The organism is Vibrio sp. F13 (genome assembly GCF_020806305.2).
Classification (GTDB): Bacteria; Pseudomonadota; Gammaproteobacteria; order Enterobacterales; family Vibrionaceae; genus Vibrio; species Vibrio crassostreae_C.
In genome coordinates, this window is sequence record NZ_CP170175.1 from 1,095,294 (window position 1) to 1,113,258 (window position 17,965).

Annotated in this window: 13 protein-coding genes, 2 tRNA genes, 1 rRNA gene and 1 pseudogene; 6 read left to right on the plus strand and 11 right to left on the minus strand. The window is 44.0% G+C overall.

Features of this window, described 5'->3' with window-relative positions:
• Positions 1–17: 17 nt before the first annotated feature.
• The 3 genes from pstB to LMH68_RS05040 form a co-directional block, all read right to left on the minus strand.
• The gene (gene pstB, locus LMH68_RS05030; RefSeq protein ID WP_009848269.1) at positions 18–836 is read right to left on the minus strand and encodes a phosphate ABC transporter ATP-binding protein PstB; all 819 of its coding nucleotides are present in this window, start codon (positions 834–836) and stop codon (positions 18–20) included.
• A complete protein-coding gene (gene pstA / locus LMH68_RS05035) occupies positions 837–2,546 on the minus strand; it encodes a phosphate ABC transporter permease PstA (protein ID WP_029235348.1) in 1,710 nt (569 codons plus the stop codon).
• A gap of 111 nt (positions 2,547–2,657) precedes the next feature.
• Positions 2,658–4,874: an ABC transporter permease subunit gene (locus LMH68_RS05040; protein ID WP_229647771.1), complete on the minus strand. Its 2,217-nt coding sequence runs from the start codon at positions 4,872–4,874 to the stop codon at positions 2,658–2,660.
• A gap of 200 nt (positions 4,875–5,074) precedes the next feature.
• On the opposite strand from LMH68_RS05040, the gene ppk1 reads away from it, so the two are divergent.
• Positions 5,075–7,171, plus strand: a complete 2,097-nt coding sequence (gene ppk1 / locus LMH68_RS05045) for a polyphosphate kinase 1 (protein WP_229647770.1) — start codon at positions 5,075–5,077, stop codon at positions 7,169–7,171.
• Complete coding sequence (gene ppx, locus LMH68_RS05050; RefSeq protein ID WP_210447367.1) at positions 7,162–8,673, plus strand: exopolyphosphatase; 1,512 nt, start codon at positions 7,162–7,164, stop codon at positions 8,671–8,673. The genes ppk1 and ppx overlap by 10 nt, the downstream gene beginning before the upstream one ends.
• A 76-nt stretch (positions 8,674–8,749) precedes the next feature.
• On the opposite strand, the gene LMH68_RS05055 is transcribed toward ppx, so the two are convergent.
• Genes LMH68_RS05055 through phoB form a run of 3 tightly spaced genes read right to left on the minus strand, consistent with a single transcriptional unit; the run spans position 8,750 to position 11,745 of the window.
• A complete protein-coding gene (locus tag LMH68_RS05055; protein ID WP_102320722.1) occupies positions 8,750–9,727 on the minus strand; it encodes a PstS family phosphate ABC transporter substrate-binding protein in 978 nt (325 codons plus the stop codon).
• Positions 9,724–11,022, minus strand: coding sequence for a phosphate regulon sensor histidine kinase PhoR (phoR, locus tag LMH68_RS05060; RefSeq protein ID WP_004740365.1), 1,299 nt, complete (start codon positions 11,020–11,022; stop codon positions 9,724–9,726). Before phoR ends, LMH68_RS05055 begins: the two co-directional genes overlap by 4 nt.
• A 33-nt stretch (positions 11,023–11,055) precedes the next feature.
• Positions 11,056–11,745 carry a phosphate regulon transcriptional regulator PhoB gene (gene phoB, locus LMH68_RS05065; protein WP_004735064.1) on the minus strand — a complete coding sequence of 230 codons (690 nt, stop codon included), beginning with the start codon at positions 11,743–11,745 and terminating at the stop codon, positions 11,056–11,058.
• A gap of 194 nt (positions 11,746–11,939) precedes the next feature.
• Here phoB and rdgC point away from each other — a divergent pair, with 194 nt between their 5' ends.
• The 3 genes from rdgC to LMH68_RS05080 all read left to right on the plus strand — a co-directional run bounded on the left by rdgC (position 11,940) and on the right by LMH68_RS05080 (position 14,768).
• Positions 11,940–12,854 carry a recombination-associated protein RdgC gene (gene rdgC / locus LMH68_RS05070; protein WP_017062534.1) on the plus strand — a complete coding sequence of 305 codons (915 nt, stop codon included), beginning with the start codon at positions 11,940–11,942 and terminating at the stop codon, positions 12,852–12,854.
• 206 nt (positions 12,855–13,060) lie between these two features.
• Complete coding sequence (gene yegQ, locus LMH68_RS05075; RefSeq protein ID WP_017062848.1) at positions 13,061–14,479, plus strand: tRNA 5-hydroxyuridine modification protein YegQ; 1,419 nt, start codon at positions 13,061–13,063, stop codon at positions 14,477–14,479.
• A gap of 34 nt (positions 14,480–14,513) precedes the next feature.
• Positions 14,514–14,768 carry a YfhL family 4Fe-4S dicluster ferredoxin gene (locus LMH68_RS05080; RefSeq protein ID WP_004735061.1) on the plus strand — a complete coding sequence of 85 codons (255 nt, stop codon included), beginning with the start codon at positions 14,514–14,516 and terminating at the stop codon, positions 14,766–14,768.
• Between the two features lie 43 nt (positions 14,769–14,811).
• On the opposite strand, the gene LMH68_RS05085 is transcribed toward LMH68_RS05080, so the two are convergent.
• Together LMH68_RS05085 and mepA are read right to left on the minus strand one after the other, a co-directional pair.
• Positions 14,812–15,120 (minus strand): hypothetical protein, encoded by a 309-nt coding sequence (locus tag LMH68_RS05085; RefSeq protein ID WP_017062536.1) that lies wholly within the window; start codon positions 15,118–15,120, stop codon positions 14,812–14,814.
• A 273-nt stretch (positions 15,121–15,393) separates the two neighbouring features.
• Positions 15,394–16,233: a penicillin-insensitive murein endopeptidase gene (gene mepA, locus LMH68_RS05090; RefSeq protein ID WP_229647769.1), complete on the minus strand. Its 840-nt coding sequence runs from the start codon at positions 16,231–16,233 to the stop codon at positions 15,394–15,396.
• Positions 16,234–16,367: 134 nt separating this feature from the next.
• Here mepA and LMH68_RS05095 point away from each other — a divergent pair.
• Positions 16,368–17,417, plus strand: a pseudogene (locus LMH68_RS05095) (IS630 family transposase).
• Positions 17,418–17,532: 115 nt separating this feature from the next.
• Here the strand turns inward: LMH68_RS05095 and LMH68_RS05100 are convergent.
• The 3 genes from LMH68_RS05100 to rrf form a co-directional block, all read right to left on the minus strand.
• Positions 17,533–17,609, minus strand: a tRNA-Trp gene (locus tag LMH68_RS05100).
• A gap of 35 nt (positions 17,610–17,644) precedes the next feature.
• Positions 17,645–17,721, minus strand: a tRNA-Asp gene (locus LMH68_RS05105).
• Between the two features lie 82 nt (positions 17,722–17,803).
• Positions 17,804–17,919: ribosomal RNA gene (gene rrf, locus LMH68_RS05110) — 5S ribosomal RNA — on the minus strand.
• Between the last annotated feature and the right edge of the window lie 46 nt (positions 17,920–17,965).

Consider the following 17,965-nt stretch of genomic DNA (forward strand, 5'->3'; position numbering starts at 1 on the left):
TGACACCTTTGGAGAGGTTAGCCATATCTACCAGTAATGTAGTCTTCCGTCTGGTTTTTCAATGGAGACGTAAAAATTGAGTCCGTATCTGAGTACTCGATCAATTTTCCCATATGAATAAAGGCAGTATGGTCACTTACACGCGCGGCTTGTTGCATGTTGTGGGTAACAATCACCACTGTGTATTGCGTTTTGAGATCGTTGATCAACTCTTCAATCGTCAAAGTAGAAATCGGATCGAGTGCCGATGTCGGCTCATCTAACAACAGCACTTCAGGCTCAATCGCAACCGCACGAGCGATAACCAAACGCTGCTGTTGACCGCCAGATAAACCAAAAGCATTCTCATGCAACCGATCTTTCACTTCATCCCATAACGCAGCAGCGCGCAGAGAGCGTTCAACCGCATCATCAAGGTCTCGGCTGTTGCTAACGCCTTGTAGCCTCAAGCCATAAACCACATTCTCATAGATAGATTTAGGAAAAGGGTTTGGACGCTGGAATACCATACCCACACGGCGTCGTAAGGTCGCAACATCCACCTTAGGGTGATAGACGTTCTTGCCATGAAGCTTCACTTTCCCGGAAACCTTACAGCCTTCAACAAGATCGTTCATGCGATTAATGCAGCGCAGCAGAGTCGACTTACCACACCCAGAAGGGCCGATAAACGCCGTCACCTGCCCCTTCGGGATCTGCATCGAGATATCATCAAGTGCTTGGCTCTCTTTATAGTAAAGATTTAGCCCTTCGATCGAGATAGCAATTTGCTCATCCTTCAGATTGTGAACATCAAGTGGTGCTTGGTAACCCAAGGTTTCATTAATCGAGAACATCTAATCTTGTCCTAAGGTTCGGTATTTTTCACGCAAGTTATTACGGATATTGATGGCTGTTAAGTTCAACCCAACAATCACCGTAACCAATAAAAATGAAGTCGCATACACTAAAGGTCGTGCCGCTTCGATATTAGAGGTTTGAAAACCAACATCATAGATATGAAAGCCTAAATGCATGAACTTTCTATCTAAGTGTAAATACGGAAACTGACCATCGACTGGCAAGCTAGATGCCAATTTAACAACACCCACCAGCATAAGTGGTGCAACTTCCCCCGCGGCTCTCGCGATTGCCAAAATTAAACCAGTGATAATCGCTGGGCTTGCCATCGGTAAAACAATGCGCCAAAGCGTCTCAAATTGAGTCGCACCAAGCGCTAATGAACCGTGCCTCACTGCACTAGGAATACGCGTTAAGCCCTCTTCCGTGGTTACGATAACGACTGGAAGCGTCAAGACCGCTAAGGTTAGTGCTGACCAAAGTAGACCCGGCGTACCAAATGTCGGTGCTGGCAATCGCTCTGCATAGAACAACGTATCAATCGAGCCACCAATGGTATAGACGAAAAAGCCTAAACCAAAAACGCCATACACAATCGACGGTACACCCGCCAAGTTAATCACGGCGATACGAATTAAACGTGTTAGTGCGTTGTTTTTTGCGTATTCATGAAGATATATCGCAGCGACTACCCCAAGAGGCATCACGACGATCGACATGAGAATAACCAACAGTACTGTGCCAAAAATAGCAGGAAACACACCGCCTTCAGAGTTTGAGTCTCGTGGGTTCTCTGATAAGAACTTCCAAACTTGTTTGCCCCAGTGCCCAACCTTTTCTAGGTAAGACATATTATTTGGGTACCAATAATCCAGAATGTGACTTAGCGAAATCTCGACCTGCTCGCCTGTCATATCCTCAACGAGTAAGCTTTCGACATTAAGTTGCGTTCTAAGGTGCTCAAGCTTAACTTCGGCTTCACCTAACTGGCGGTTTAATTCCAGTTTAGTTTGAGTATAGGTTTTAAGGTATTCATCGCTCACTGACTCATTGAGTTCAAGCTTACGCTTTTCTAAGCGCAGGTTTTCCAATTGCCAGCTGATATTGCGAATTTCTTGGTTCACGACACGCGACGTTTCTTTACGTAGCGCATCAGCGAACGCCAAGCCTTGTTCGAGCTTTTGGTCTATGTTCGAATCAAAGGTGCCAGAAGCGGTTTTAAAACCCACCGGCTTACCAAAGAAATAACCACCTCGACTTCGTTCAATCACAACCCAATCAAGCGGGGTAGTGGGTTCACGTAAGTTAACATCCAGAATAGAAACAAAGTCCGCAGGGTACAGTTCTCTGTTAGCAACTTTGATGCTTAAGCGCTGTATCAGCCCAGTCGACAAATTTTGAGGAGACAAAAGGTCATGGACTTGTGGAACTTGCTCTATCGGGATGTATTTTCGTTCATATAACTGACCAACCAATACATCTTGTTTTGATACGGTTTCGTCAAGATCGACCACTAGCGATAAGTCTTTGGAGTCAACTTGCCATTGATACAAAGGTGCGGGCCAAAAATAGGTTAAGCCCTTCCAACCAATCAGCAGCATTAGGCCAAGAACAGAAAGCATACTGATGCTCACCGCCCCGCCCGTAAGCCAGATCCACGGAGAGCCCGATTTAACCCAAGATAATAATGACTTCAGTTTATTCATCATGATCGACCTTGCTCTTGGCGTGCTGAAATCAAGGAGCTGCAAAGATCAAGAGACACACTAGTCAAGCCACTAAAAGCCATTGATACACATTGAGGCAAACCTTTAAAACTACAGCGCACGATATTTATCTCTCAGTCTTTGTCTAACCCACTCTGCGACTGAGTTCACCGCGAACGTGAAAATAAACAGCAAGAGTGCCGCTAAGAACAACAAGCGGAAGTGAGAACCACCCACCTCTGATTCTGGTAGTTCGACAGCAATCGTTGCGGATAGCGTCCTCATCCCTTCCAAAATATTCCAGTCAAGAATTGGTGTGTTACCTGTAGCCATCAAGACAATCATAGTTTCGCCAACGGCTCTCCCTAGTCCCATCATGACCGCTGAAAAGATACCAGGGCTAGCCGTCAATAACACCACATAAATAAGGGTCTGCCACGCCGTCGCACCCAACGCTAATGACCCATCAGACAAATGTTTAGGTACAGAGAAAATAGCATCTTCAGCAATAGTGAAAATCGTTGGGATGACCGCAAAGCCCATAGCAAAACCAACCACTAGCGCATTGCGTTGGTCAAAGTCGATACCATAGCTAGCCAAGAAGGTACGAATATCACCACCAAATAACAAGGCTTCAATGTTGTTTCCACCAGCAAACACCGCAACCACAGTAATCACCAATACCGGAATCAATATCAGAGCATGCCAACCATTAGAGAAGCGACCCGTTACCCTCTTCGGTAAACAGAACCAAACAAGTCCAGTCAGCAGTGTGCTCAGTGGTAATAACACCATCAATGAGAAGACGGCCGTTAAATGCGTCTCGACGATTGGAGCAAACCAAAGCCCGGCCAAGAATCCGATGATCACGGTCGGAAGTGCTTCCATCAGCTCTATCGAAGGCTTCACCACTCTTCGCATGCGTGGAGACATAAAGTAAGCGGTGTAAATAGCTCCGAGCACAGCAACCGGCACGGCAAACATCATCGCAAACAGAGCTGCTTTGATAGTACCGAATGTGATAGGTACTAAACTGAATTTCTCTTCAAAGTCATCATTCGCCGACGTTGATTGCCAAACGTATTGCGGCTCAGGGTAACTTTCATACCAGACCTTTTGCCAAAGCGATGAGAATGATATTTGTGGGTATTCATTATCGACCTTAGCCACACTGATGGTGCCATCAATCAGCGTCGCCAGATGCAGTTCATTGGCAGACATAGCCGCTAATTGTGGTGATTTATCAAATGCACGCTCGAACAGCGACAGTTTTTCACTGGTCGTATAGTGGCTTTGTAATGTGCCGTTCTTATAGAAGCTATAAAAACCCTTTCTATAAGTATCAGGCAAAATAAATTGCACTTGTTCAGCAAGTTGGAAGTCTCGAATATGGGTCAGGCTACGCTTTTCATCTTTGAGTACATCGAACCACTGAGAAACCTGTCCGTCCTCATGCGTAACCAACAGTGAATAAGCTCCAGACAGTAAATCGATACTTTTCACCGAGTGCTTCGCATCATTCAAGCTAAGATCAATCACTTCACGAACATTGAAGCCGCTATCTGATAGCTTCAAAACCACTAAATCCGATTGGGCTCGGAGATATAAGGTTTGGCCATCAGGTGTGACTAACAACTGTTGCTGCAAGCCCAACTTATCCGATAACCATTGGCTCTTCTGAAAAACATACTGACCCGTAACATCACTTTGGTACCACTTCACTAAGACTCGTTGGCCACTTAGCTGAGCGGCAACCGTGATACCACGTCCATTCTTAGAGAACGCGAATTTTTCGATCGTCGCCCCATTTGAGGGTTCATCATTTAAAAACGGTTCAGGGAGAGTGATTTGCTCAATTTTAGGATCGGCTTCACTGCCCTTTTGCAGCACAGGCGCACTATACTCAGGATAGAAAAAAGTAAGGTTGCTTGCACTATCGGCAAAGGCAAACCAGTTTTCTGATGGGGTATTTCGAGAGAAGGCAACAGGATTGGCTAAAACATTTCGCTCAAAGTAAGAGTGTGTATTTTGAGACTCTAAATCCCAAAACTGCACCAAGCCAGATTTTTCGATAGTAAATGCATGCTGACCGTATTCATCAACAGATAAGGCGATAGGCTTTTCTACAGCAACGGTCTTTACGGCTTGGTCTGTCTCTAAACCAGTATCAGAAAACACCGGTAAAATGACCATCGCCAAGTAAACAAAGATCAATACCAGAGCAGCTAGAACACTGACGGCACCACATGTCACTGAAAAACGGACGAGACGATCTTTCAACCATCTTTTTTTGTCACGCTCTTTCAATGAAAATTGGGCTGAAGCCATCTGTTTATCTACCTTTTTTTAGCTACTGACATAATATGTACGTTAAATGACAATTATATTACAAGTTACGTTAAACAACTGAAACTAATAACAAGTTTGTTGACCATATTTCTTAAAGTAAGATCATAGATTTTGTGAATTTTGTCATTCTAAATTAAAGTAATCAGCTCTATAGCCAGCACTCAAGGATTATCATCTCGATGGAAAAAGACTATGTCACAAAAGAACTTAGCTGGTTATCCTTCAATGAAAGAGTGCTCCAAGAAGCAGCCGACAAGTCAGTGCCCTTAATCGAAAGAGTTCGTTTTTTAGGTATTTACTCAAAAAACCTCGATGAGTTTTACAAAGTCCGATTTGCTGACGTGAAACGAAAGATCTTACTTCAAGATCCACAGCTAACCTCCAACTCGCCGAAAAGCCTACTGACTAAAATGCAGAGCAAAGCAAGCAAGCTCGATGCTCAATTCCATGAACTATATAACGACTTGCTATTGGAATTGGTACGCAATCGTATTTTTCTGGTCAACGAACAACAAATAAGTGAAGAACAAAGTGGCTGGATAAAAAAGTACTTTAAGAAAAAAGTGCTGCCACACTTAACTCCGATTCTCTTGAACGAAGATCGCCAGTTGCTCAATATTATGAAAGACGAGCAAAGTTACTTAGCCATCGACATCGAGCGTGAGGCATCTTCTCAATATGTCTTACTCGAAATCCCATCAGAAGCACTCCCTCGATTTGTTAAGTTACCAGACACCTCAGGTTCTCAGCGTACTACTTTGATCTTATTAGATAATATAGTTCGATTTTGTTTGGATGACTTACTTAAAGGGTTCTTTGAGTATGACTCCGTGCGTTGCTTTGCTATAAAAATGACTCGTGACGCCGATTATGATCTGCAAGAGGACAATGAAAATAACCTATTAGAATCGATGTCTTTAGGTTTAGAACAGCGCTTAACGGCACTGCCGATACGTCTGATCTATGAATCTGAAATGCCAACTGAAATGCTCAACTTCTTACAAGTCAGACTTAAACTGTCTGACTATGACAGTGTCATCGCAGGTGGTCGCTATCATAACTTCAAACATTTCTCTGAGTTCCCAAGCCTTAACCGACGTGATTTAGTTAATCGTCCTCTACCCGCGATTAAGTGCGCGCATTTCAGCCATTACCCAAACTATTTCGAAGCGATCAAAGCTCGCGACATCTTACTGCATTATCCTTATCACACCTTTAGTCACATCACTGAACTGGTTAGGCAGGCTTCCTTTGACCCGAAGGTAACCTCCATCAAAATAAACGTTTACCGTGTTGCGGAAGGCTCAAAACTCCTCAGCTCGATCATCGATGCGGCGCACAATGGCAAAAAGGTCACTGTGGTTGTCGAGCTGCAAGCACGCTTTGATGAGCAAGCCAACATTCAATGGACCAAGAAACTTCAAGAAGCGGGTGTAAAAGTCATCCATGGCATCCCAAGTTTGAAGATCCATTCCAAGTTGCTGCTCATCAAACGAAAAGAAGGCAAGCATACCGAGCATTATGCCCATATTGGCACTGGCAACTTCCATGAAGTTACAGCGCGCGTGTATACCGATTTCTCTCTGCTCACTGCGAATGAAGATTTGACTCAAGAGGTGAGACAAGTCTTTAAGTATATTGAAAACCCTTATCAAAAGTCCCAGTTCAAGCAACTGATTGTGTCACCAAAGAATACTAGAAAACGTCTGTACCAATTGATAGATAATGAAATACAAAACGCGATAGAAGGTAAACCTGCAAGCATCACTCTAAAACTCAACAACTTGGTCGATCGAGAGATCATTGAAAAGCTCTATCAGGCTAGCCAAGCCAATGTAAAAGTGAGAATGGTCATTCGCGGCATGTGCTCTCTTGTCCCTGGCATACCCCACATCAGTGATCATATTGAGATAGTCAGTGTGGTCGATCGTTTCCTCGAACATCCGAGAGTGATGATATTTGGTAACGCTGGAAAGCCGAAGGTCTATATATCTTCCGCTGACTGGATGACACGAAATTTTGATCACCGCATCGAAGTTGCAGCTCCAATTTTAGATCCAAAGATCAAGCAAACCATTATCGATATCACCGAGTTTCATTTCGATGACAGCAACAAAGCTCGAGTGCTAGACCAAGCGATGAGCAACTCTTACACACAACCACCAGCAAACCTACTTGATTACCCGACGTCACAACTCTCCACTTACCACTATATTAAACGTATGGAGAAACTTGCTCGCAAGAAGTACAAACAAGAGAAGAAATCATGCCGCTAATTGATAACAAACATTCTCGATGTATTGCCGCTATCGACTTGGGTTCGAACAGCTTTCACATGGTGGTTGCCCGAGTATTCGATCAACACCTGCAATTAGTCAGCAGACACAAACAGAAAGTGAGATTAGGTGATGGATTGGATGAACGTAACGTCCTATCTGAAAGCGCTATCGAGCGAGGCCTAGAATGCCTCAAGGTGTTCGCAGAACGACTGGCGGATTTTGAGCTTGATGATGTCAGAGTTGTTGCGACTCATACCCTAAGAAAAGCCAAAAACGCTAAAGACTTCTTAGAGCAAGCCAAGCCACTGTTTCCTTTTCCAATAGAGATCATTTCCGGTCAAGAAGAAGCTCGAATAATCTATAACGGAGCAGAACACACTCAAACCGCTTCTGAATCTAAGTTGGTTATTGATATCGGTGGAGGGAGTACGGAACTCGTCGCCGGACAAGGCTTTACTCCTCTAATTATGCGCAGTTTACCGATGGGATGCGTCAACTTCACTCAACGTTTCTTTGCTGACGAAGGGCTAACTTCGCGACACTTCTCAGATGCTTATACCGCAGCTACTCGTCTATTGATGCCATTGATTGAAGAATACACAAAAGCCCCTTGGGAAATCGCTTTTGGCTCATCTGGTACCACGAAATCAATAAAAGAAGTACTCATTGGCTTAGGGTTCACCGATGGTCTCATTACGCCCCAACGCCTGTCCTATTTAAAGAATCACTTATGTGAGTTTTCATCATCCAACACCGTAAATCTTTCAGGCTTAAGTGATGAGAGAAAGCCTGTGTTTGCTGCAGGCGTCACCATTCTTTCAGCAGCAATGGATACGCTAGACATCAAGGAGTTACATTTTTCTGATGGTGCCCTGAGAGAAGGCGTTCTTTATGACATGGAGGATAGGTTTAAAGATATTGATATTCGAACAAGAACTGCCGAAACGCTCGTCTCTCGATACCATGTAGACGTAACTCATGGCGAGAAAGTGAAAGTGCTCGCTCTTTCATTGCTGAAACAAGTACAGCCTCAAGTGACAACTGCGGTCACTAATGAGCTGTATGATCTGCTTGGTTGGGCTGCAGTACTTCATGAGGTAGGACAAAGCATTGCATTCCAAGGCTATCACCGCCATTCGGCTTATCTGCTTAAGCATACGACAATGCCAGGCTTTAATACTGAGCAACAACGCCTTATATCAGCATTGGTTCGCTATCAAAGAAAAGCGCTCAAACTACAAGATTTGCCGGAACTTTCTCTGTTTACTCAGCAACAAGTCACCCTGCTGATTCGTATATTGAGACTCGCTATCTTACTCAACCGTCAGCGAAATCAAGCACTGGCCCCAGACGTGACTCTAACGATTGAACAACAGGATAACTGGGAATTGAAAGGAACTAACAGCGATTGGTTGGCCCAAAACCAACTGCTTGATTATGAGCTCAGAGAAGAGCAACAACGTTGGAAAAATGCAGAATGGTCGTTGCAGCTAAAATAACGAACAGTCAAAATAAAAACAGCTTGCGACGCGCAAGCTGTTCATACGTTTTTTTCTAAGTTTGTCTTAGCCTGAATTAGAGCCCGACTTTTGCCAATTCTTGCTCTGCGAACTCAGACGGTATCGCTAAATAACCATCTTTTTCTACAAGCTCTTGTCCCTGCTTTGAGAATACAAAAGTAAGGAACTCTCTCTCAACCGGAGAAAGTGGTTTATCCGGATGCTTATTCACATACACATAGAGAAAACGAGATAGAGGGTAATCACCACTCAAGATATTCTCACGCGTAGGCTCAACATAATTAGAGCCGTGCTCTGCAATAGGAATCAGCTTAACACCTGCTACGCGGTAGCCAATGCCCGAGTAGCCAATCCCACTGATGGATGAAGCGACCGACTGAACGACTGAAGCCGAACCAGGTTGCTCATTGACTCGGTTTTTAAAGTCACCGCCGCACAGTGCATTCTGTTTGAAGTATCCATAAGTCCCCGATACAGAATTGCGACCGAACAATTGGAATCGATGTTTCGCCCATGGCTGATCGATTCCGAGATCTTGCCAGTTATTGAGGGGCCTTGTTGCTCCGCAGCGTAATGTCTCAGAAAAAATGCCATCAATCTGACGAAAGTTAAGCCCCTCAATAGGGTTATCACGATGCACAAAAAGCCCAATCGCATCGATAGCAACTCGCAGTGCTGTTGGCTTATATCCATGCTCCCTTTCAAATGCTTCAATTTCTCGCAGGCGCATCGGACGACTCATTGGCCCTAGATGTGCTGTCCCTTCGGTTAAGGCTGGAGGAGCAGTAGAAGAACCCGATGCTTGGACTTGAGCGTTAACATTTGGGTAGTAGGACTTGAACTCTTCCACCCATAACGTCGTCATACCCGCTAAGGTATCCGAACCGACCGATAATAAGCTCCCAGAAATTCCCGGAACCTTAGAATAATCAGGAAGAGAATCGACACCCTGTTCGGCATGCACAGGGTTAACTAAAGCAAACGCTAATAATGAGCTGACTGGAAAATGCATCCTGCGTATCGAACAACTCATGATACGGTCAGTCGATTTGGTAAAGTAAAATGGAAACGACTGCCGACGCCCACTTCACTTTGAATTTCGAGATGTGAATCGTGGTGGCTAAGCGCATGCTTTACAATCGCTAATCCAAGACCACTACCACCGGTATCACGAGAGCGGGCTTTATCTACACGATAGAAGCGCTCTGTGAGTCGATGTAAGTGTTGAGGCTCAATACCATCACCAGTATCTGACACATCTAAGCACGCGCCTTGGCTGGTTTGATACCAACGCACTTTGACCGTTGCACCTGCGGGTGTGTATTTAACCGCGTTATAAACCAAATTCGATATCGCACTTCTCAATTGGTCTTCATCGGCAAGAACTCGTAGGCTCTTATCGATATCAAACTCAAGCTTATGTTCGCGCTCACCGCTAAGGCTCGCCGCTTCTTTCTCAAGAACCTCAAGCATCGCCGGAACGTTGACCACTTCATCCAACTCATGCATTGGCGCCGCTTCAATTTTCGAAAGCGTGAGTAGTTGATTAACCAAACTGTTCATTCGATTGAGCTGCTCAGTCATTACGCCATGCGCCTTGGTCCACATTGGGCCAACGATCATGTCTGGATCTTCGGTCATTTCAAGGTAACCTTGAAGGACGGTCATCGGCGTACGCAATTCATGAGAAACGTTAGCGAAGAAGTTACGGCGCATGCCTTCTAACTGCTTAAGCTGGGTCACATCACGTACCACCATCAGGTGTTCACCCTCGGTATACGGCACAATACGCAGCTCGAGCATACGCTCCACATTCAATGGAGAAGGCATCTCTAATGGCTCAGAGAAATCTTGCTTATTAAGGTACTTAATAAAATCTGGAGTACGAATCAAATTCGAGATCGGTTGACCTGAATCATCTGGCCAACGAAAGCCCAGCAAATACTGAGCTAGCTTGTTACACCAAACGATATTGCCTTCACCGCGAAATACCACAACGGCATCGGGAAGCGATTCTGCACCGTTACGGAAACGGCGGATAAGGTTAGTCAGTTCTTTGCGTTTGCGACGCTGTCTCTGCTGCATACGATAAATACCGTTAAACAGAGATTCCCAGTTCCCAGAGCCTGAAGGTGGAGTTAGACGCTTCTCATCCCACAGCCATGCGGACAAACGCATTTGGTTGTGTAGATGCCAGCCGAGCTGCAATACCGTAGCAGCCAGCAGCAACCAAGGTAGGTAACCGAATATCCATCCGACTAAAACCCATGGTGCGTAAAAAAAAGCCAGCTCCCAAGCCAGCTTTTTCCAGGTTAACTTTTCAACCATTCAGGACTCCGTAAACTGGGCAGCGAAGCCACATTAAGCCTTTGTAGAAAAACGGTAGCCAGCGCCACGAACCGTTTGGATTAGCTTATCGTGACCTGCAGACTCAAGCGCTTTACGCAGGCGTCGAATATGTACATCAACCGTTCGGTCTTCAACGTAAACATTGGTACCCCAAACGTTGTTAAGCAGCTGCTCTCGGCTGTACACACGCTCTTGGTGAGTCATAAAGAAATGCAGCATTTTGAACTCTGTTGGTCCCATATCAACTGGACCTTCGCTTGCGGTAACACGATGAGATACTGGGTCTAGCTTAAGACCTTGTACATCAATCACATCTTCTAGTGCAGTAGGCGTTACACGGCGGATAACCGCTTTCAGGCGAGCCACGAGCTCTTTGGGTGAAAATGGCTTGGTGATGTAATCATCAGCACCCACTTCTAAACCACGCACCTTATCTTCTTCTTCGCCACGAGCCGTTAGCATCACCACTGGGATGTTGCGAGTTAACTCTTCACGCTTCATGTGCTTGATAAAGTTTATCCCGCTACCACCAGGTAGCATCCAATCTAGTAATACTAGATCTGGGAAAGGTTCACATAGCTTGTTTACCGCTGTATCGTAATCTTCAGCCTCTACTGCTTGGTAGCCTTTTTGTTCAAGCACGAAGCACAGCATCTCACGAATAGGTGCTTCATCTTCAACGACCAGAATCCTTCTCGACATAATTGAATAGCCTTTGTATTTAATCAACGCATTGCATTATCTGAGTTAATTATGACACTTTTGTGACCTTTGAAAACAAATTTTCATATAACTGTCTCAAACATTTCACTTTATAACTTTTGATACAGAGCTAGGGACAAATCGAATTAGATCTCATATCATGAAGCACTTCTAAAAAGGTATGAGAAAAATTTATGTGGTTTAAAAATTGCCTAGTCTATCGCTTCAACCGTGATATTGATTTCAACGCAGATCAGCTAGAGAAACAACTTGAAGAATTCCGCTTTACTCCTTGTGGTAGCCAAGACAAACAGAAGTTTGGTTGGGTACACGCAATGGGTAGACATGGCGATATGATGACGCACGTATCAGAAAACCGCATTCTTATCTGTGCAAAGAAAGAAGAGAAAATGCTACCCGCTTCTGTGATCAAAGAATCATTGAACGCAAAAGTAGAAACGCTTGAGGCAGAGTCTGGTACCCCTCTGAAAAAGAAAGAGAAAGACAGCCTAAAAGAAGACATCATCATTGATCTACTTCCTCGAGCATTCAGCCGCAGCAACTTCACTTACGCGCTGATCATGCCAAAAGAAGGTTTCATTGTGGTTGATGCGAGCAGCTACAAAAAAGCAGAAGATGTATTAGCATTGCTACGTAAGACAATGGGTAGCCTGCCAGTAGTGCCAGCTATCCCAGAGCAAGCGATCGAAACGACTCTTACAGAATGGGTGAAATCAGGTGATACGCCACAAGGCATCACTATGCTTGATGAAGCAGAACTAAAATCTATTCAAGAAGACGGCGGTATTGTTCGAGTTAAGAAACAAGAACTAGAAGCTGATGAGATTAAAAACCACATCGAAGCCAATAAGATGGTGACGAAACTTCTTATCAACTGGCAAGACCGTATTGAATTCATTCTTGCAGAAGATGGCAGCATCAAACGCCTAAAATTCAGTGATGAGCTCAAAGACGAAAACGACGATATTCCTCGTGAAGATCAAGCTGCGCGTTTTGATGCGGACTTCTCTCTACTTTGTGGTGAGTTCAGTGTTTTCCTTCCAAACCTATTTGAATCATTAGGCGGGTTAACTCAACCTAACGCTTAATCAGTCAAACTATAGGCTCAGGTGCTAACGGTATCTGAGCTTATTTCTCACTAAGTTCTCACTTATATCTGCCTCTAGACCCTCTTGTTAATGTCATTGCTATCTTTAGGGCTATCAACCAAACTCATTTTAGCGTAAAATTTGCGCCCCTTTGATATCACTTGGTGGTATCAACCTGACTTGAGATCAGATTAGAGAACGAAGCAATGACTACACAAAAACCATTTGTACCTGAACTATTATCACCGGCAGGAAGCCTCAAAAACATGCGTTACGCATTCGCCTACGGCGCAGATGCAGTATACGCAGGCCAGCCACGTTACAGCCTTCGTGTTCGTAACAACGAGTTCAATCACGAAAACCTACAAATCGGTATCGATGAAGCTCATGCTCAAGGCAAAAAGTTATATGTTGTATGTAACATTCAGCCGCACAACTCTAAATTAAAAACATTCATTCGCGACCTCAAACCAGTTGTAGACATGGGCCCTGACGCGCTTATCATGTCAGATCCTGGTCTTATCATGATGGTTCGTGAAGCATTCCCTGAAATGCCAATCCATCTTTCTGTTCAAGCAAACGCAGTAAACTGGGCGACCGTTAAGTTCTGGTCAACTCAAGGCGTTGAGCGTGTGATCTTATCTCGTGAGCTATCGCTTGAAGAGATCGAAGAGATTCGCGAACACTGCCCAGAAACAGAGCTAGAGATCTTTGTTCACGGAGCTCTTTGCATGGCTTACTCAGGCCGTTGTCTGCTTTCTGGTTACATGAACAAGCGCGATCCAAACCAAGGTACTTGCACCAACGCTTGCCGCTGGGAATACAAAACAGAAGCAGCGAAAGAAGACGAAAACGGCCAGATCGTTGAAGCAAACCCTACTGGTGTTGCTATTCAAGAAGTAGAAACGCAAGACATTGAAGTTCAAGATGAGCGTCCAGACAACACACTAGGCCTTGGTAAACCAACAGACGAAGTGGTTCTGCTTTCTGAATCACACAAGCCAGAAGAGAAAATGGCAGCGTTTGAAGATGAGCATGGTACTTACATCATGAACTCAAAAGACCTTCGTGCAATCCAACACGTTGAGCGCCTAACGAAGATGGGTGTTCACTCTCTGAAGATTGAAGGTCGTACTAAATCTTTCTACTACTGTGCACGTACTGCTCAGGTTTACCGTAAAGCTATTGACGATGCAGTGGCAGGCAAACCATTCGATGAAAGCCTAATGGGTACACTAGAGAGCCTAGCTCACCGTGGTTACACTGAAGGCTTCTTACGTCGCCATACACACGATACATACCAAAACTACGAGTACGGTTACTCTATCTCTGACACTCAACAGTTTGTTGGTGAGTTCACAGGTAAGCGCCGTGGTGACCTAGCGGAAGTAGAAGTGAAGAACAAGTTCCTAGTAGGCGACAGCTTAGAAATGATGACACCGAAAGGTAACGTTGTTTTCAAACTAGAAGTTATGGAAAACCGCAAATCTGAAGCGGTCGACGATGCGAAAGGTAACGGTCACTTTGTATTTATTCCTGTACCAGCAGATCTAGATCTAGAGTACGGCTTGCTGATGCGTAACTTGAGCGAAGGCCAAGATACACGTAACGCATCAGGCAAATAATTTTTACTTAAGCGACTTACTTGAGAAGAAAATAATGGCTCTGTTAATTACTGACAAGTGCATAAACTGCGATATGTGTGATCCTGAATGCCCAAATGGTGCAATCACTATGGGCGACAGCATCTTCGAGATCGATCCTGATTTATGTACAGAGTGTAAAGGTCACTATGAAAAGCCAACATGCCAGTCAGTGTGTCCGATTACAAAATGCATCATCACTGACCCAAACCATATTGAAACTGATGACGAGCTACTTGAGAAGTTTGTTATCATTCAAGGCTTGACCTAAAAGAAGAAAGGTTCAACTTAACCATAAGTTGAACCTTTTTTTTTCATCCTGATTTTCCGATTGGATAAATATTGCAGAAGAGCTCTTTTTCAAATTGATATTCGAGTCGTTCTCGCCAGTTTATTGATTGAGCTATAGGAACAAGATAAAAGTTTTCCCTGCTGGTATCGGTCACAAATGCCATTCCATACTGCATCAATTCATAGTGAACATCATTTACGAAACTAGGGTCTAAACGTTGTCTGCCTGTTAGCTGATTGATGTCATCTCTTGAAATTGAAATACCCGAGCTTTCAGCGTTGAACCTATGTCTTAACCATTCTGAAAATTCCTTCGCACAAATCATAGTCATAGTCTTATCCTTGAATTATCTATCGACGGGTATCAGACTCTGATTTCGCATACTGCATATAAGCCGTATCTTTCACCCCAAAACACTCAATCCCTGACCAAACCTTGTCAAATTCGCCATCGCCCTTGCTGATACCGTTATTGCTTTTATTAATATCAAACGATGTTCTTAATCTCGTGTTTATAAACTCTAGACAAAAGTGTGATATTTCTCCAGTTTTAGAGTCGAAAAAACCAGTGGCAGTACCACTGTAAAAAGCCTCGATGAACAGGATTACTTATTCGATATCAAGGCCAAACACTGACTTGGCATCACTTTAACTTTTTTCTTTTTCTTAGTTTTCGCTACTTTTTTAGGAGGTGGAACTGGAACAGTCTTTGGAGCCCAACTTGCAAGTTCATCTCCACAACCGTCACCTTTAGGAGGGCTCGCTTGAGCTATGCAGTTTGAACTGCCTTCAGGACACTTTAAACGAACGTGGAAGTGGGAGCGGTGTCCCCACCAAGGTCTTATTTTGCCTAACCAAGCTCTATCATTAGCGTCAGAGTTTTCTTGTTCACAAAGGGTTTGCTTGATCACTGGATGAACAAAAATACGCACCACTTTTTCATCTTTCGCCGCATAACGAATAACTTGAAAATGATCATCGGTCCAATTCGATTCACGCAATTTGTAGTTGGTAAGATCCACAACGCTCACAGGTTTAGGCACAGCTAATTCGTTCTCTGACAACCTCTTACTGGTTAACCTTAGCCATATATCAATATCTAACCCTGTTTGATGACTTGAATGACCTGAAGAAAAGCGCCCTCCTCTGGGAAGAGAAATATCACCGATCAATAAATTAGTATTGAGCTTCTCGCTGGTCGTGACTCCTAACCTCTCAATAAACTTTATAGCTTCTGTATGGCCATAGTAGCGCTCTCTTTGAGGGCGAATGATCTGATACCCCAAACCATTAATAGGCAAAGCCTGCGCGCCGTCTAGACAGCCATTGGCATAGCTTCCAATTGATGAGGGTGAATTTTTAGTAGGGTGACTCTCTTTTTCCCACGAAGTTGCTGATAGAGAAAATGAACAAAAGAATACAACCAGTGCAAAAAAGAACCTCATAATAATCCCAAATTACTGACGCTTACTCATTATATTAGTCGCCATTTAGGATTAGGTGCATATCGTACTTAAGTTTTTGGTGGTAGCTAGTGAATTATACCAATTAAAGTAAAAATGTGATCTAATTAAGATTGATGAATTATTGTGAAATTGATAGCCTTAATAACACTGACTTCAAAAAGCTTGCGAGCCAGCAAAAAACCATTCAGATGAAGATGCGTTTACTTGCGCTCGCACACTTTAAAGACGGCCTCTCTCGTACACAAATTGCAAAATCTCTCAAAGTCAGTCGAACCAGTGTCAATAAATGGGTTCGGATTTTTTTTGAAGAAGGCCTAGAAGGACTTCAAGAAAAACCTCGGACTGGTAGGCCTGCATACCTCACCGATGAGCAGCGGGCTCAACTCAGTGCCTTCATAAAAAAAGAAGCTGAATCACCTTCTGGTGGCCGCCTTGTTGGAAGCGATATACATGACTACATCGTTAAACACTTTGACAAGCACTACCACCCTAATTCCATCTATTATCTCCTCGACCACATGGGTTTTTCTTGGATAACTTCTCGTTCCAAACACCCTAAACAATCACAGCAAATACAAGACGATTTTAAAAAAATTCCAAATCGAAACGATCCTTAAGATCCCCGGCCATATTGGGCTAGAGAGTGTTGATGTCTGGTTTCAAGACGAAGCTAGGTTTGGTCAGCAGAACACAACAACACGTCTTTGGGCTACTCGTGGAACGAGACCTCGCGTAGTAAAACAGCAGCAATTTGAATACGCTTATTTGTTTGGCTCAGTGTGCCCATCGAGAGGGATTGGTGAGGCAATGGTCGTCCCTTGGGTTAACAAAGACATCATGATAAACCATCTAGAGTAGATATCTAAAGTCACAGAAAAAGACCGTCATTCAGTGGTAATAATGGTGGCGCAGGATGGCATACCGATGATATTGCTAACCCATTTGATAATGTCAGTATTATCAAATTGCCGCCATACTCACCAGAGCTTAACCCTATAGAGCAAGTGTGGAGTTGGTTAAGGCAACACTATCTAGCAAACCAAAACTTCATTGATTATAACGATATTGTTTCGAAGGTCTGTAGCGCTTGGAATGGATTTCTTGAGTGCAAAGATCGCGTCACAAAAATGTGTACAAGAGATTGGATTGACCTGATCAGTTAATTTTCCGGATTGGTATGACAAAGCGTAATGGGCTGTTTATACCAGGCTACTTTCTGTAATTTATTAAATTCCAGAAAGCAAAAAGGCTCTAGCATTTCTGCTAGAGCCTTAAATATGGCAGGGGTGGAGAGATTCGAACTCCCAACACGCGGATTTGGAATCCGCTGCTCTGCCAATTGGAGCTACACCCCTATTTTTAGTTTTAAAGAGCTGAAACTCTGAATAAGTGGCGGAGTGGACGGGACTCGAACCCGCGACCCCCGGCGTGACAGGCCGGTATTCTAACCAACTGAACTACCACTCCGCAGTGGAATACTTGTCGTCGCTGACAAGTCGTTCATAACACTTTTTGTCTTCACTTTTAAAAAAGTGAAAATAAATTTGGAGCCTGGCGATGTCCTACTCTCACATGGGGAAGCCCCACACTACCATCGGCGCTATTGTGTTTCACTTCTGAGTTCGGCATGGAATCAGGTGGGTCCACAATGCTATGGTCGCCAAGCAAATTTTGCTTTTACTTTCAGCTTTTTTTAAAAACTGAAGGCAAA

Bases quoted from the DNA above. Each gene is read 5' to 3' on its own strand.
- pstB (WP_009848269.1), bottom strand. From the start codon at position 836: ATGTTCTCGATTAATGAAACCTTGGGTTACCAAGCACCACTTGATGTT.
- pstA (WP_029235348.1), bottom strand. From the start codon at position 2,546: ATGAATAAACTGAAGTCATTATTATCTTGGGTTAAATCGGGCTCTCCG.
- LMH68_RS05040 (WP_229647771.1), bottom strand. From the start codon at position 4,874: ATGGCTTCAGCCCAATTTTCATTGAAAGAGCGTGACAAAAAAAGATGG.
- ppk1 (WP_229647770.1), top strand. From the start codon at position 5,075: ATGGAAAAAGACTATGTCACAAAAGAACTTAGCTGGTTATCCTTCAAT.
- ppx (WP_210447367.1), top strand. From the start codon at position 7,162: ATGCCGCTAATTGATAACAAACATTCTCGATGTATTGCCGCTATCGAC.
- LMH68_RS05055 (WP_102320722.1), bottom strand. From the start codon at position 9,727: ATGAGTTGTTCGATACGCAGGATGCATTTTCCAGTCAGCTCATTATTA.
- phoR (WP_004740365.1), bottom strand. From the start codon at position 11,022: ATGGTTGAAAAGTTAACCTGGAAAAAGCTGGCTTGGGAGCTGGCTTTT.
- phoB (WP_004735064.1), bottom strand. From the start codon at position 11,745: ATGTCGAGAAGGATTCTGGTCGTTGAAGATGAAGCACCTATTCGTGAG.
- rdgC (WP_017062534.1), top strand. From the start codon at position 11,940: ATGTGGTTTAAAAATTGCCTAGTCTATCGCTTCAACCGTGATATTGAT.
- yegQ (WP_017062848.1), top strand. From the start codon at position 13,061: ATGACTACACAAAAACCATTTGTACCTGAACTATTATCACCGGCAGGA.
- LMH68_RS05080 (WP_004735061.1), top strand. From the start codon at position 14,514: ATGGCTCTGTTAATTACTGACAAGTGCATAAACTGCGATATGTGTGAT.
- LMH68_RS05085 (WP_017062536.1), bottom strand. From the start codon at position 15,120: ATGACTATGATTTGTGCGAAGGAATTTTCAGAATGGTTAAGACATAGG.
- mepA (WP_229647769.1), bottom strand. From the start codon at position 16,233: ATGAGGTTCTTTTTTGCACTGGTTGTATTCTTTTGTTCATTTTCTCTA.